At 67.7% G+C, this 14,594-nt stretch carries 12 protein-coding genes and 1 pseudogene; 8 read left to right on the top strand and 5 right to left on the bottom strand.

The annotated features are described in order from the left end of the window. From BN948_RS16460 to BN948_RS16445, 3 genes and pseudogenes are all read left to right on the top strand, one after another. Positions 1 to 2,130: pseudogene (locus BN948_RS16460) on the top strand (hypothetical protein); the annotation flags it as partial. Between the two features lie 292 nt (positions 2,131 to 2,422). Beyond that, entirely contained in the window at positions 2,423 to 2,770 is a 348-nt protein-coding gene (locus BN948_RS16450) for a hypothetical protein (RefSeq protein WP_009519697.1), read from the top strand. A gap of 101 nt (positions 2,771 to 2,871) precedes the next feature. After that, on the top strand, positions 2,872 to 3,237 hold the full coding sequence (locus tag BN948_RS16445; RefSeq protein WP_009519698.1) for a hypothetical protein: 366 nt from the start codon (positions 2,872 to 2,874) through the stop codon (positions 3,235 to 3,237). Here BN948_RS16445 and BN948_RS16440 read toward each other — a convergent pair. From BN948_RS16440 to BN948_RS16430, 3 genes are read right to left on the bottom strand one after another with little or no spacing between them, the layout of a single operon-like run. Beyond that, positions 3,206 to 3,859 carry a TetR/AcrR family transcriptional regulator gene (locus BN948_RS16440; RefSeq protein ID WP_009519699.1) on the bottom strand — a complete coding sequence of 218 codons (654 nt, stop codon included), beginning with the start codon at positions 3,857 to 3,859 and terminating at the stop codon, positions 3,206 to 3,208. The two genes, BN948_RS16445 and BN948_RS16440, sit on opposite strands and share 32 nt — an antisense overlap. Before the next feature lie 24 nt (positions 3,860 to 3,883). Further along, complete coding sequence (locus BN948_RS16435) at positions 3,884 to 5,098, bottom strand: patatin-like phospholipase family protein (RefSeq protein ID WP_009519700.1); 1,215 nt, start codon at positions 5,096 to 5,098, stop codon at positions 3,884 to 3,886. Between the two features lie 56 nt (positions 5,099 to 5,154). Then, positions 5,155 to 5,721, bottom strand: a complete 567-nt coding sequence (locus tag BN948_RS16430) for a phasin family protein (protein ID WP_035622598.1) — start codon at positions 5,719 to 5,721, stop codon at positions 5,155 to 5,157. Positions 5,722 to 5,937: 216 nt separating this feature from the next. Between BN948_RS16430 and BN948_RS16425 the strand changes: the two genes are divergently transcribed. From BN948_RS16425 to slmA, 5 genes are all read left to right on the top strand, one after another. Then, entirely contained in the window at positions 5,938 to 7,923 is a 1,986-nt protein-coding gene (locus BN948_RS16425) for an SDR family oxidoreductase (RefSeq protein ID WP_009519702.1), read from the top strand. A gap of 70 nt (positions 7,924 to 7,993) precedes the next feature. After that, a complete protein-coding gene (argB, locus tag BN948_RS16420; protein ID WP_009519703.1) occupies positions 7,994 to 8,890 on the top strand; it encodes an acetylglutamate kinase in 897 nt (298 codons plus the stop codon). 51 nt (positions 8,891 to 8,941) lie between these two features. Continuing rightward, positions 8,942 to 9,634, top strand: coding sequence for a response regulator (locus BN948_RS16415; RefSeq protein WP_009519705.1), 693 nt, complete (start codon positions 8,942 to 8,944; stop codon positions 9,632 to 9,634). Further along, positions 9,606 to 11,072, top strand: coding sequence for an ATP-binding protein (locus BN948_RS16410; RefSeq protein WP_009519706.1), 1,467 nt, complete (start codon positions 9,606 to 9,608; stop codon positions 11,070 to 11,072). Before BN948_RS16415 ends, BN948_RS16410 begins: the two co-directional genes overlap by 29 nt. 154 nt (positions 11,073 to 11,226) lie before the next feature. Next, on the top strand, positions 11,227 to 11,883 hold the full coding sequence (slmA, locus tag BN948_RS16405; RefSeq protein ID WP_138819871.1) for a nucleoid occlusion factor SlmA: 657 nt from the start codon (positions 11,227 to 11,229) through the stop codon (positions 11,881 to 11,883). Positions 11,884 to 11,892: 9 nt separating this feature from the next. Here the strand turns inward: slmA and BN948_RS16400 are convergent, their stop codons facing one another. Together BN948_RS16400 and BN948_RS16395 are read right to left on the bottom strand one after the other, a co-directional pair. Then, on the bottom strand, positions 11,893 to 12,270 hold the full coding sequence (locus BN948_RS16400) for a hypothetical protein (RefSeq protein WP_009519709.1): 378 nt from the start codon (positions 12,268 to 12,270) through the stop codon (positions 11,893 to 11,895). A gap of 165 nt (positions 12,271 to 12,435) precedes the next feature. Continuing rightward, positions 12,436 to 14,196: a ShET2/EspL2 family type III secretion system effector toxin gene (locus BN948_RS16395; RefSeq protein ID WP_035622595.1), complete on the bottom strand. Its 1,761-nt coding sequence runs from the start codon at positions 14,194 to 14,196 to the stop codon at positions 12,436 to 12,438. Between the last annotated feature and the right edge of the window lie 398 nt (positions 14,197 to 14,594).

Genomic DNA, 14,594 nt, shown 5'->3' with positions numbered 1-14,594 from the left:
GCCAACCACATCTTCCTTGTCGGCACGGAGAAGGGCCTGGGGGTGAACAACCAGGGCGTGCTCTCGGCCCAGGCTGAACTGGTGCTGCTGGCCGACGGGCGCCTGGTCAACAAGGGCAGCCTGCAGAGCAACGGGGACCTGAGCGTTCAAGCCAGCGGCATCGAGAACGGCGCAGACGCCCGGATCAGCAGCCAGCAAGCCGTCTCGCTCAGCACCCCAGGCGAGCTCAACAACGCCGGCCAGATCAGTGGAGGCCAGACAAGCCTGGCGGCCACCAGCCTCAACAACGCGGGCCTGATCGATGGCGTCGACGTGAGTGTCCAGGCCAGCAGTGTTCACAACACGGGTCGTCTCTACGGCGATCAGGTCTCCGTTGCCGCTGACAGCGTGGTCAACGCCGAAGACGCCGTCATCGCAGCGCGAAGCGATCTGTCCATCCAGGCGAGTGATGCCCTCGTCAACCAGCGCGGAGCCCTGATCCTGAGCGCGGGCGACATGGCCCTGTCGGCCGATCGCATCGAGAACCGCTCCGCGCGCATCGAGGCCCTGGGCGATCTGGACATCGGCGCGCGCGTGCTCCTCAACGCCAACGAGCACCTGCAGACCGAAGTCATCAGCGATGGCGGCGACACCACCACCCGCACCCTGTACTTCACCCCCTCGGGCGACGTCGATGCGAGCGACGTCGCCTGGATGGCCGTCAAGCCCGTGGGGTCCATCTTCGGCGGCGGGGAGTGGGACGAGTACAGCGCCCACGGCCGCTCCCGGCTCTTCACCCACGCCAGCGCCCAGGCCCTGGCCCAAGCCGGCCCCGTCCCCGACCCTGTCTACGTTGACCCGCGCCTGGCCACCTGGTACCACGGCCCCGAACCGTATGTGGCCGCCGGCATGGTCACCGTGGGCAGCGGAGACAACGAGACGCAGGTCTGGGCCGAGGCGCAGTTCGCCTACACCCGAGACGACCCCATCTGGGCCGCCCTGGGCATCACCCCACCCGCAGGCGACGCCCCCGGCCCCATGCCGCGCCCCATCAGCGCCGACAACGAGGTCAGCGGCGACACGCCCCAGTACCGCGAAGCCCTTGAGCAATGGCAGGCCCAAGCCGCCCCCTGGGTCGCCCTGGGCGAGAAGCTCACCACCCTGCGCAGCGCCATCAACGCCGAACTGCAGCCCTTCGACATCTACCAGAACGTCACCGAGACCCGCCCCGCGCTCAGCACCCTGCACAGCGAGCCCGGCCAGATCCTTGCCGGGGGCAACGCCCGCCTGAACATCCGCGAACAGTTCACCAACCAGGACAGCGAAGTCATCGCCGGCGGCACGCTCAGCGCCCTGGGCGTGACCGCCAACAACCAGGCCACGCAGGTGCAGGCCGACATCACCCGCACGGGCACGGCCTACACCTGGGGGGTCATCGGGGAGGACTGCCTCCTGGGCAACTTCGACTGCAGCCCCAAGTACGGCTGGCTCGAATCCGCCGTCGACCAGCGCATCCCCACCACCCTGCAGGTGAGCGAACTTCGCCACGAGCAGCACGCCAGCGACGCGCCCTCCGTGTCGTCAGGGCCCTCGGTGAACCTGGGCAGCGCGCTGTTCCAGCCGGTTGCCGATCCGGCGTCTGGCGTGCTCTTCCAGACCGATCCGAACTTCACCCAGCAGCGCCGGTGGACCGACGCCGGCGCCCAGCTCGCCCTGCTGGCCCTGGACCCCAACACCCTCCAGAAACGCCTGGGCGACGGCTTCCTCGAACAGCGCCTCGTGCGCGAGCAGATCGCCCAACTCACCGGCCAGCGCTTCCTGGGTGACTACACCAGCGACGACGCCCAGTACCTGGCCCTGCTCACCGCCGGCGCCACCTTCGCTCAGGCATTCGAAAAACATGTCCTGGAGCAAGGTGAATTCAAAGGGCTAGGCATTCGGACGCGCGAGCAGTTTGCAGGTCACGTTGAGAATGTGGTCAACAGCCCGTCTGGAGTTCGCTACTACAAGGATGGCAGGGTGATCTATCTGCAAGAAAGCACGGGGACTGTTGTGATCCGAAACCCGTCAAGCGGAGAAAGTACTGCGTTTCAGCCCAAGGACTGGGCAGGATGTGTATCAGCGCTGCCTCAGCGTTCCACACCCTACTGAAAGACACTGACGATGAACTTGTCTCGAAATCGTAGTGGGTCTCTGACGCTCGAACTGAGCGATTCGGAGCTTCTGATTTTGAAGTCCTGCCTGCGAGAGGCCTTTGCCGCACTGGACAAGCGTGATTTCCCACTGCGTGTCGGCGCGCCGATGGAGCATGCAGCGGACATCGCTAGAGAGTTGGGAGACTTGATGCAACGTGTCGGCGTTGAGGAATAGCGGGGACTTGGCTGGCTTGCCGAACAGGTGATCTTGAGCCCGAGCTGACGCGATCGCGAGCACGTAGGAGGTCATGGACGAGCAGCGCAACGACTTCCACAGCGAAGGCGGGGTGGAGCTGCAGGACGTGCACAACGAGGCGCGTTACAAGGCCAAGTCCAGCAGCGCGACGGTGGGCGGGGGCGGCCACCTCGGCAGCAGCGGCGCGGGCGTGGGCGCCGACGATGGCCAGGCCAGCAGCACCACAAGGGCGGGCATCTCGAACATCGCGGGCCACAAGGACGCCCGCACGGGCGACGCCGAGACCGGGCTGACGCCAATCTTTGACCGGGAGAAGGTCAGCGACGAGATCCAGGCCCAGGTCGTCATCAACGAGGGATCGTCCGGCCGTTGCTCGCGCACTTGCATGGCAGAACTGTGATCAAGATGTGATCCCACCATCGTCAGCAGCCACGAAGACGTTGGTGTTCGTGTTCAATGGAAGTCGACCTGCTGTGCAGGCCAACCACCCCAGGAGGAATCATGAACATCGAGTGGGACCCGTACTACGAACTGCCCCTGCCCCGACGGGAGTTGCCGCTGACCTGGGCGTTTGACGAACTGGCGGAGGAGTTGGAGCGCCTGGGGGTCGACGTCAACGTGAAGATGCTGGGCGTGCCCGATGCATTTCCCCGGGGCGGCTGGTGCATGCACTACGAGGGCGATGTGTGGGTGGTCTACTACGCCGAGCGAGGGCGCCGGTTGCGTCCCGCGGTGTTCACCAGTCCGTTCGACGCCGCGAACTACTTTCTATGGTTGCACATCGGCGAGATGAAACCGGCGGTTCGCAGCGCCGCGCGCTTCCTCGGGATGCCGTTCACCGTTGGTATGCCGACGACAGCGCCATGAGGTGTTGCCGCTGCGCCGGCTCCAGGTACGGCGCCAGTTGGTGCAGCACGTGCTGCGCGCCGCGCAGCAGAGCGGCCTGGGCGTGGTCCGGCTCCAGCGCGCGGCGCGGGTCGCGCACGTATTCAAAGCTCAGCCAGTAGGTCAGCAGCACCACCATGCTGTCCGCCGTGGGCTCCACTTCCCGGCTGTCGATCTGTATGGCACCCGAGCGTCCCAGGCCGCCCAGCAGGCCACGCACGGCGCGTGTCTTGGCCGCCAGCAGTCCCTGAAAGCGCGTCTCCAGCAGGCGGTTTTTCGACAGCAGGTCGTTCAGGTCGCGGTAGAGAAAGCGGTATTCCCAGATGCGCTCGAACAGCGAGTGCAGGAAGAACCAGGCGTCTTCCACATGGCGCACGCCATCGGCCGCGCCCAGCAATTCATTCAATGACCGCTCATAGCGCTCGAACAGCGAGTTGATGAGCTCGTCCTTGGCCGGGTAGTGGTAGTACAGGTTGCCGGGGCTGATGCCCAGCTCGGCCGAGATCAGCGTGGTGGAGACGTTGGGTTCGCCAAAGCGGTTGAACAGCTCCAGCGTGGTTTCCAGGATGCGTTCAGCCGTGCGGCGGGGGGCTTTCTTGGGCATGCGCGCGGTGTCTCTCACCGGTGACTAGGCGGCGGTCGGCAGTCGACGCTGCAGTTCATCGAGCACGCGGTGCAGCCGCATGGCCACGGCGCTGTCGGCGGGCTGCCAGCGAGTGTCGATCAAGCGCTGTGCCGGGTCGGCCAACAGGGCGTGGTTGATGCGGATGCCGTGGCGCGCCAGCTGCGGTTCCAATCGCCCGGCTCGCAACTTCAGCAAGGCGCGGGTGCGCTGGTAGGCGTGCTCGGCCATTTCGCGGCGCTGGCGGTAGCTGAAGGTGTTGGCGAAGAAAAGCTCGGCGTCGCGCTGGTCGGGCTCGATCAGCACGATGTCGGTGTCGGGGTAGGTGCGCTCGTAGCGTTCGAAGGCCAGCACGAGGCGCGAATGGATCATGGACCGGAACGTCTGGCTCATGACCACCGGCAGGCCACCTTCCACCAGCGCGGGGATTCGGCCTTCGTGCGTCGCGTCCGGTGTGGCGTGATAGGGCACCAGGGGGTTGATGCAGAGCAGCAGGTCCACGCCTTCGTCCAGCGCCACCGAGGCGTGCATCGTCTTCTTCAGCGCGCCGTCCACGTAATGGCGGCCATCGATCTCGACCGGCGGGAACAGGCCGGGCAGGGCGGCGCTGGCCTGGATGGCGAGCGAGATCGGAACGTGGTCCCAGCCCGGCTGGCCGAAGGGCGCGGCCTCGCCGGAGTCCAGGTCGGTGGCCACCAGGGTGAGGCGCGACCGCAGGTCGCCAAAGCGGTTGCTGCGCCCCGGCAGGCTGAAGAGGCGGGCGATCTCGCGGTGGATGATGTCGTTGTCCAGCACGCCGGCGGGCAGCGCGGCACCCAGTCGCTCGGCCGCCTGGCTCAATGCCTTGCCTTGCACCAGCCAGGACCACGCCGCTTCGCCAGCGAGCCGAGGCAGCGTTCGCAGGCGTCGCGCGAACTCGCCCCAGGCGGGCTGCATCAGCCAGGCGGGGTCGAAGCCGTCGAGCCGGGGTCGGTCTTCGATGAAGGTTTCGCACAGTTCGCGCGGGCTGATGCCGTTGGCCAGCGCGGCGGCAATGAAACCGCCCGCCGACACGCCCACGTAGTGATCGCAGGCGTTGAGGTCCAGGCCGTCGAGTGCATCGTCGAGCGCGCACAGGGCGCCAATCTCGTAGATGGCACCCAGCGGGCCGCCACCGGCCAGCGCCAGCGCGATGCGCGGCGCGCGCGGGCTGGCGGCGGGGCGTGGGCGGGTGCGGGCCATTCGGCCGAGTGTAGGGCGCGGCCCTGCTCAGTGCTGCTGCGGTGCAGCAGCACGCATCAGGTGGCCGAGCCCTTCTTCGCCACGGCCTTGCGTGCCGGCGCGCGCTTGGCGGGCGCCTTGCGGGGGGCGGCCTTGGCGGGGGCGGACTTGGCCGCAGCCTTGCGCGCGGGCTTGCCGGCCGACACGCCCACGCCGCCGAGTTTGAGCACCTGCTGGTTGAGCGCGTCGATGCGCTCCATGAGCGCCTCCACGTCGCGCGCCGAGGGCACGCCCAGTTTGCCCAGGGCCTTGGCCACGCGCTCCTCGAACAGGCTCTCCAGCTTGTCCCACTGGCCGGCGGCCTTGCTCTGGATCTCGTTGGCCATGCTGCTCACGCGGCTGGTGGCCTCGCTGATGCGCTCCTCTGCCGCCGTCTGGGTCTTGCGCTGGATGCTCATGCCTTCCTTCACCAGGGTCTCGAAGGCCTTGCCGCCTTCTTCCTGCGCCTTGGAGAATGCGCCCAGGCCGGCCAGCCAGATCTGCTGGGCCGAGTCCTTGATGGCGCCCGCCAGCGGCGAAGCGCCGGTGCCGTTGGCGGCGGATGCGCGGGCGCTGCCGCCCTTCTTCTGGATCTTCTTGACCATGGTTCGGGGCTCCTGTGGTGGTTGCTGCGGATGCGCTGGCGGCGCACGGGGGCACCGCCATTGCCGCGCATGGTGGACGCCCGTGCCGGGCCTGTGTAGGGTACGGCGACTAAAACCGGCCACGGGTTTCTGCGGAATGGCCCGTCCGATTGCGTGCAACAGAATCGCGAACGATGCCCCTTCGCGGCACGCGAACCACCACACACAGGAGCCCCCATGCAGTACTTCGTCACCGGAGCCACCGGCTTCATCGGCAAGCGCCTCGTCCGCAAGCTGCTGCAGCGCAAGGGGGCGGTGGTGCACTTCCTCATCCGCCGCGAGAGCGAGGCCAAGGTGGCCGGGCTGCGCGAGTACTGGGGCGTGGGGCCCACGCGCGCGGTGCCGGTGTTCGGCGACCTCACCGAGAAGAAGCTCGGCGTCTCGGCCGACGACATCAAGGCCCTGAAAGGCCAGGTCGACCACTTCTTCCACCTGGCCGCGGTGTACGACCTGGGCGCCGACGAAGAGAGCCAGGTGGCCGTCAACATCGACGGCACGCGCCACACGCTAGAGCTGGCCAAGGCGATCGGCGCGGGCCACTTCCACCACGTCTCCTCCATCGCCGCCGCTGGCCTGTACGAAGGCGTGTTCCGCGAAGACATGTTCGAGGAGGCCGAGAACATCGACCACCCGTATTTCATGACCAAGCACGAGAGCGAGAAGCTCGTGCGCGCCGAGAGCAAGCTGCCCTGGACCGTGTACCGCCCCGCCATGGTGGTGGGCGACAGCCAGAGCGGCGAGATGGACAAGATCGACGGGCCGTACTACTTCTTCAAGCTCATCCAGCGCATGCGCCAGATCCTGCCGCCGTGGATGCCCAGCATCGGCCTGGAGGGCGGACGCATCAACATCGTGCCGGTGGACTTCGTGGTCAGCGCGCTCGACCACATCGCCCACGGCGAACGCAAGGGCGGCGAGTGCTTCCACCTGGTGGACCCGGTGGGCTACCGCGTGGGCGACGTGCTCGACATCTTCAGCAAGGCCGCGCACGCGCCCAAGATGAACCTGTTCGTCAACGCGGCGTTGCTGGGCTTCATTCCCAAGAGCGTGAAGAAGGGCCTGATGGCGCTGGCCCCGGTGCGCCGCGTGCGCGACGCGGTGATGAAGGACCTGGGCCTGCCCGAGGACATGCTCACCTTCGTCAACTACCCCACGCGCTTCGACTGCCGCGCCACGCTGGCAGCGCTCAAGGGCAGCGGCGTGGAATGCCCGAACCTGAAGGACTACGCCTGGCGCCTGTGGGACTACTGGGAGCGCCACCTCGACCCCGACCTGCACCGAGACCGCAGCCTGAGGGGGACCGTCGCGGGAAAGGTGGTCCTGGTCACGGGCGGTAGCTCCGGCATCGGGCTGGCGGCGGCGCACACCTTCGCCGAGGCGGGCGCCACCACCATCATCTGCGGCCGTGACCAGGACAAGCTCGACGAGGCCTGCAAGGAAGCCAAGGCCAAGGGCTACGAGTTCATCGCCTACCCGGCCGACATCGCCGACATGGCCGACTGCGACCGCTTTACGCAACTGCTGGTGCGCAACCACGGCGGCGTGGACTTCCTCATCAACAACGCGGGCCGTTCCATCCGCCGCGCCATCGAAGGCAGCTACGACCGCTTCCACGACTTCGAGCGCACGATGCAGCTCAACTACTTCGGCTGCCTGCGCGTGACCATGGGCCTGCTGCCGGGCATGGTGCAGCGCCGCCGCGGGCACGTGGTCAACATCAGCTCCATCGGCGTGCTCACCAACGCGCCGCGCTTCAGTGCCTACGTGGCCAGCAAGGCCGCGCTGGACGCCTGGACGCGCTGCGCCAGCAGCGAGTTCGCCGACCAGGGCATTACCTTCACCACGATCAACATGCCCCTGGTGCGCACGCCCATGATCGCGCCCACCAAGATCTACAACAACGTGCCCACGCTGGCGCCCGAAGAGGCCGCCGACATGATCGCGCAGGCCTGCATCGACAAGCCGGTGCGCATCGCCACGCGTCTGGGCTTGACGGGACAGGTGATGCACGCGCTCGCGCCGCGCATCGCTCAGATCGTGATGAACACGAGCTTTCGCATGTTTCCGGACTCGGCGGCGGCGAAAGGGGAAAAAGGCGCGAAGTCGCAGTTGTCCCCCGAAGCGATCGCCATGCAGCAGATGATGCGAGGGATTCACTTCTGAGGCGCCATCGGGCGGTGCCGGCGCGTCTCTAGAATCCGGGGTTTTTGTGCCTCACGGAAGAAGCCCGCGCATGTCCACCGCCCCCGACATCACCACCGTTGCCCCGCGCGACCGCGCGGAGATCCTCGCCCAGGCGCTGCCCTACATCCGGCAGTACCACGGCAAGACCATGGTCATCAAATACGGCGGCAACGCCATGACCGACCCGGCCCTGCAACAGGACTTCGCCGAAGACGTGGTGCTGCTCAAGCTGGTGGGCATCAATCCCGTGGTGGTGCACGGCGGCGGCCCGCAGATCGAGACCCTGCTCAAGCGCCTGGGCAAGAAGGGCGAGTTCATCCAGGGCATGCGCGTCACCGACGCCGAGACCATGGAGGTCGTCGAGTGGGTGCTGGCCGGCGAGGTGCAGCAGGACATCGTGGGCCTCATCAACCAGGCCGGCGGCAAGGCCGTGGGCCTCACGGGCCGCGACGGCGCCATGATCCGCGCGCGCAAGCTGCGCCTGGCCGACCAGGCCGACCCGGCGCGCGAGCACGACGTGGGCCAGGTCGGCGACATCGTGGGCATCGACCCCGCCGTGGTGAAGGCCCTGCAGGACGACCAGTTCATCCCCGTGGTCAGCCCCATCGGCTATGGCGAGCAGAACGAGAGCTACAACATCAACGCCGACGTGGTGGCCGCCCGGCTGGCCACCGTGCTGCAGGCCGAGAAGTTGTTGATGCTCACCAACATCCGTGGCGTGCTCGACAAGAGCGGCGAGCTGCTCACCGAGCTCACGCCCCAGCGCATCGACGAGCTGGTGCGCGACGGCACCATCTCCGGCGGCATGATCCCCAAGATCGCCGGGGCGCTGGACGCCGCGAAGAGCGGTGTGAACGCGGTGCACATCATCGATGGACGCGTGCCGCACGCGTTGCTGCTCGAGGTGCTGGGCAATGAGCCCTTCGGCACCATGATCAAAGGGTGAAGGCCCCCACGCTCCACCACTGCGTGGCGGCGAAACCACCGCATTGACACCATGCGCCTGCTCCTCGTCGAAGACGACGTCATGGTCGCCAGTGGCATCAAGCTGGGCCTCACCGACGCCGGTTACACCGTCGACTGGGTGGGCAGCGCCGAGCGCGCCGAGCAGGTGCTCGAGCGCGAGGCCTTCGACGCCGCCATCCTCGACATCGGCCTGCCCGGCGGCGATGGCCTGGCGCTCACGCGCCACATCCGCGCGCTCGGCCTCGCGCTGCCGGTGCTGATCCTCACCGCGCGCGACGCGCTGCACGACCGTGTGCAGGGCCTGGACCTCGGCGCCGACGACTACATGGTCAAGCCCTATGAACTGCCCGAGCTGCTCGCGCGCCTGCGCGCGCTGCTGCGCCGCTCGCAGGCCGCCACCTCCGCCGTGCTGAGCTTCGGCGCGCTGGAGATGGACACGGCCCACCGGCGCGTCACGCTCGCGGGCCAGCCGATGGAGGTGGGTCCGCGCGAGTGGACTGTGCTCGAGTACATGCTGATGCAAACCCCCAAACCCGTGGCCAAGGACAAGCTGCTGGCCGCGCTCACCGGCTGGGACAAGGAGATCACACCCAACGCAATCGAGGTCTACGTGTCGCGGCTGCGGGCCAAGCTCGAGCCCGCAGGCATCGCCGTGCGCGCCATCCGCGGATTCGGCTACCGCCTGGAAGGCACCGATGCCGCCGGCCGCGCCGACGCCGCCTGAACCGGGCGCCCCGCGCGACATGATCGGTGGCCTGCGACGGCGCCTGCTGGTGATGCTGCTGGCCACCATCGCCGTGATCGGTGCGGTCACGGTGGCCTTCCACTACCAGACCGCGGGTACCGCCGCGCTGCAACAGGACCAGCGCCTGCTGCGCCTGGTGCCCATGCTGGCCGATTCGGTGCTGGTGCCGCGTGACGCGCCTTCGGTGGCCGGCGACCTCGCCCGCGAAGCGCCCAGCCTCACCCTGCTCATGGCCCCGCCGATCCAGGAGTTCCTGGCCGACCGCGATGGCCACACCGCCGTGGGCGTCTTCGATGCCCAGGGTGAGCGCCTGTTCGGCGCCGAGTGGCTGCCCGTGCTGCTGCCCTCCACCGAAGCGCCCGAGTTCGTGAGCGTGGTCGAAGGCGGCGTCACGCACCGTGTGGTGGCGCAGCGCGCGGCCACGGAGGCGGGCGAACTCATCCTGATGCTGGCCGACGGCAGCGACGCGCGCCAGCACTGGCTGCGCAACGTGCTGCTGCGCGTGCTGCTGCCCAACCTCGCGCTCTTCGCGGTGGCGGCCGGCGTGCTGGGCTGGGGCGTCACGCGCGCGCTGCGCCCGCTAATGGACCTGAAGCAGGCGGTGGAGCGCCGTTCGCCGCGCGACCTGAGCCCCATCGACGAACGCCAGACCCCGGCCGAGGTGCGCCCGCTGGTGGACGCGCTCAACCGCCTGTTCGCGCGCGTCAATGAACAGAGCGACACGCAACGGCGCTTCGTGGCCGATGCCGCGCACCAGTTGCGCACGCCCCTGGCCGGCCTGCAGGCCCAGGTGGAGGCCTGGGCCCAGGCAGCGCGCAGCATGGGCGCGGGCGACCTGCTCAGCCTGCGCGCCGAGCAGGTGCTGCGCCTGCGCGACGCCACGCGCAACACCACCCAGCTCGCCAACCAGTTGCTGGCCCTGTCGCGCGCCGACGCGCTGCGCGACGACCATGCGGCCCTGGAGACGGTGGACCTCGCCGAACTCTGCGAAACCGTGCTCGCCCATTTCCTGGACGCCGCCAGCGCCCGCCGCATCGACCTCGGCCTCGAAGCCGCCCCCGCCCAGGTGCGAGGCCACACCTGGCTGCTGCGCGAGCTGCTGATCAACCTGGTGGACAACGCCATCAAGTACACGCCGGCGCAGGGCAGTGTCACCCTGCGCTGTGGCCAGGGCGGGGGGGCCGCAGCGGCCTGGATCGAGGTGGAGGACGACGGCCCGGGCATCGCGCCGGCCGAGCGCGAGCGCGTGTTGCAGCGCTTCTACCGTGTGCCCGGCACCAGCGGCAGCGGGCACGGCCTGGGCCTGGCCATCGCCGACGGCATCGCGCGCGTGCACCGCACGCAACTGCAACTCGACACAGGCGCGTCCCGGCGCGGCCTGCGGGTGCGCGTGGTCTTCGATGCGGTCGCCCACTAGCCGTGCGGGCCGCGCCGATGCTGGGTAACGAGATGTTGCCGGCTGTGCGAGAATGCCGCGGGGAATACCCCGGGCCCCATTGGGTGCCCCGAGTCCACCGGACTGACAGCCACCTCACGGACCATCGACCATGACCACTGCTGCCGCGCCCGACATGCCCATGCCTGAGGACACGCTTGACACCGCGCCGGCGGCAGCAGCGGCCGACGTCCCCGGTCGCAAGCGGCCCAAGCCCGGTGAACGGCGCGTGCAGATCCTGCAGGCCCTGGCCACCATGCTCGAGCAACCCGGTGCGGAGCGCATCACCACCGCGGCCCTGGCGGCGCGGCTCGAGGTGAGCGAAGCCGCGCTGTACCGCCACTTCGCGAGCAAGGCCCAGATGTTCGAGGGTCTGATCGAGTTCATCGAGCAGACCGTCTTCGGCCTGATCAGCCAGCTCGACGAGCGCGAGTCCGACAGCCTGGTGCGCTGCCGCAAGCTCGTGGCCCTGCTGCTGCAGTTCGGCGAGAAGAACCCCGGCATGACGCGCGTCATGGTCGGTGATGCCCTGGTCTTCGAGAACGAGCGCCTGCAGCAGCGCATGAACCTCTTCTTCGACAAGATCGAGGCCACCCTGCGCCAGAACCTGCGCGAAGCCGCCTCGCTGGGCGGCGCCGCCACCCCCACGGTGGACGCGCAGGCCGACGCTTCGGTCATCACGGCCTTCTGCGTGGGCCGGCTTCAGCGCTTCGCGCGCAGCGGCTTCAAGCGCTCGCCCAACGAAAGTCTGGAGCACAGCCTGGCGCTGCTGCTGCCCGGCGGGCGGGGCTGAGCGGACGGCTCAGGCGGCTTGTACCGCCGTCGCGCCGGCAAGTCCCGGCGCCGTGAGGTGTTCGATCCAGGGTAGCGCGCCGAGCCAAGAGGGAAGGGCCGGCAGGCCAGCCGGAAGATGCAGCGCCTTCGCGCGCCGGCGGAACAGCCGGCAGGCGTCGGCGAAAGCCTCCATCAGTTCGTCGGGCGCGCGGCGCAGTGCCTCTTCGTGCGCGCTCAGGTCCAGCACGTCGCCGCCATGGCAGATGTGTTCTTCCAGCGTGTGCCAGAGCGCGAAGTCGGCCAGGGTGAAAGCTTCCGAGTCCAGGCAACTGAGCTGCAACGTCAGGAAGCGGCTGCGCCAGGTGTCGCGGGCAGTCGCTTCAGGAATCTCGTGGCTGGCGGTCATGGGGCGGTGGGCTTGGGGGGGCAATCCATGGGCGCCAGCTTGACCCCGGGTGATCCGGTCCACCATCCCCCTGCGATCCTTGCCGGCCTGGATCGGATGGCTGGAAGACGGGGGCTTCCTTGGCAGTAGGGATTCAGTCTGGCGCAGACAGCCTCCACGCAAGGTTCAGATGAGTGCGGCCTTCGCGGCTTTGTTCCCCTGCTTTCGCTTGGCCTTGTCGAGGGCGATGTCCTCGCGGGCGCTTTTCAGCTCCTCGCGCAGATCCTGGTAGGCGTCCTTGGTCAGCGCATCCGCGTCATACAGCTTGCGGATGGCGGTGTCGTAGGCGCAGGCGACCTTGTTGGAACGGATGTTGACTACCTGAGGCAAGCCCGTGGGTGTCTTGGCCCGCATCAACTGGTGCACGGACTTGGGGGAGAGAAGGTCCTTCTTGGCGAGGTCCAGCACCAGGGTGCTGAACGCCTTCACTGTCTCGGCATGGTTGTCGCGGAACCCGGCTTCCAGGGCGGTTCTGCCCAAAGGGGTCTGCGCGGTCAGGATGCCCACGATGTCCTTCTCCGACAGCAGCTTGCGCCGCGCGCCAACCAGCAGGCAGTCGTGCAACACGGGCATCACCTCCGCGTGCCCACCTTCGCAGGCCAGGTACAGCGACGAATAGCCGTGGGCATCGGCGCTGACGACGAACGCCTTGAATTCCTCCGCCGTCATATCGGCGTTGTCCAGCCAACGCGGCAGGCTGTCCAGCGACTCGACGAATCCGCCTTCGACCAATTCCTTCACGATGGCCGGGTGCCAGTGCTGCGGGAGGCGCGCGAACCCGGTGGTCAAGGAGCGCTGGCTGCGCTTGGCGGCGATGCTGCCCTTCAGGTCGAACGGGTTCTCGATCATGGTGACCCGCAGATGGGGTGCCGGGCCGAACGCCTGGTCCTCGGCACCGAGGTAGGCCGCCCTCACGCGTGCCGACTTGTGAAACAAGGTGTCCATCTCGAACGGTGCCCGGCTGCGCACGAGTTCCGTGGTGAAGTTGGGGTCGAAGCACTCGATGAGTTCCTGGCCAGGCGTGCTGGCGTCGAACTTGATGGCCATGGCGTGGTTGTTGGTCGAGACCATGGCGTAGCCGGTGGTCTTGCCTTCGCGCCGCATGCGGTCGAACTGCCAGTGCACGAATCGGTCCCATTCCTCTTCGGCCACGAAGTGGGCGTCTTTCGGGCGCTCGACCAGCTGCTGACAGAGGGCATCCGATTCGGGCGAAACGTTCTGCTGGATTGCCGAGAACGATCCCAGCCAGCGCAAGGGGCTGACCAGGTTGTCGAACACGGCGGGGCGCCACTCGAACTCCTTCCAGGCGCTGAGCATGGCCAGCGACAGGTGCCGGCAGAGGATGTCGTCCTTGGTGCCCTTGAATGTTGCCCTGCCATTGAAGTTCAGGCCGCGGGGGCGGAGTCGAAGCACGCGATGCCCATCCGCTCCCTGGGACATGAACTTCGCGGCACGGCCATCGGCGTGAACCGCGCCGACCACGCATTGGGTCGGCACCCGCAGCGTCATGCGCTTGGTCGGCACGGTGCCCAGGTCCAGATGTTGCAGGCGGGGCAGGGACCGCGCGTCCAGTCGCTGACCGAAGAACCCATGCATGCCCAGCCGTTGCAGGGGAAGGCCATTGACCCAGAGGGGCAGTTTTTTCAGTGGCGGCAGAAGCAACTCCTGTGGCGGTGGCTCGATGTCGCGGCAAATGTCACCGAAGGCCTCCATCACCTCCGGAGGCACGCGCTCCAATGCGAAGTCGTGTGCGCTGAGATCCAGCACGCGACCCCCGTGCAAGGCAAATTGCTCCAGCAGATGCCACAGGTCTCTGTCCTTGAGGGTGAATTCGCCGTGCTGCTTGTAAAACGTCGTTGGTGCCAGATGCTTTTCTTCCAGGGTCAAGAAGCGGATTCGAGCCTCTTCCAGCCGTGTGCGAGGGCTGGGCGACGGCTCCTGCAGGTCCGTGGACAGTCGTGAGGTCGATGACGAGCGGGAGAATGAACCGACGCGCATGGCGCCTCCTGGGCTGGTGTTGGCTCCCCGTGGCGCCCGCTTGTTGCGGTTTCGCCGTCGGCCGCAAGGCTGTTCGACTTGGCAAAAATCCTTTCGTGATATCTGACCAAGGAGGGCGGGATACCACCTGCCGGTATCGGACTACTGCGACGGCCTTAGAGCCTTGGCTCTAAACCGGAGGGTGTGATTTCGGCTTCCTGCTTGTGTGGATCAACGAAATCCGGGTAAAAATAGAACGACCGTTCGTTTCTTTCGGCCGATACCCCGGCCGATCCACCCCAGGCCAC

This window comes from Hydrogenophaga intermedia, assembly GCF_000723405.1.
GTDB lineage: Bacteria > Pseudomonadota > Gammaproteobacteria > Burkholderiales > Burkholderiaceae_C > Hydrogenophaga > Hydrogenophaga intermedia.
This window is presented reverse-complemented; position numbering and strand designations above follow the sequence as displayed.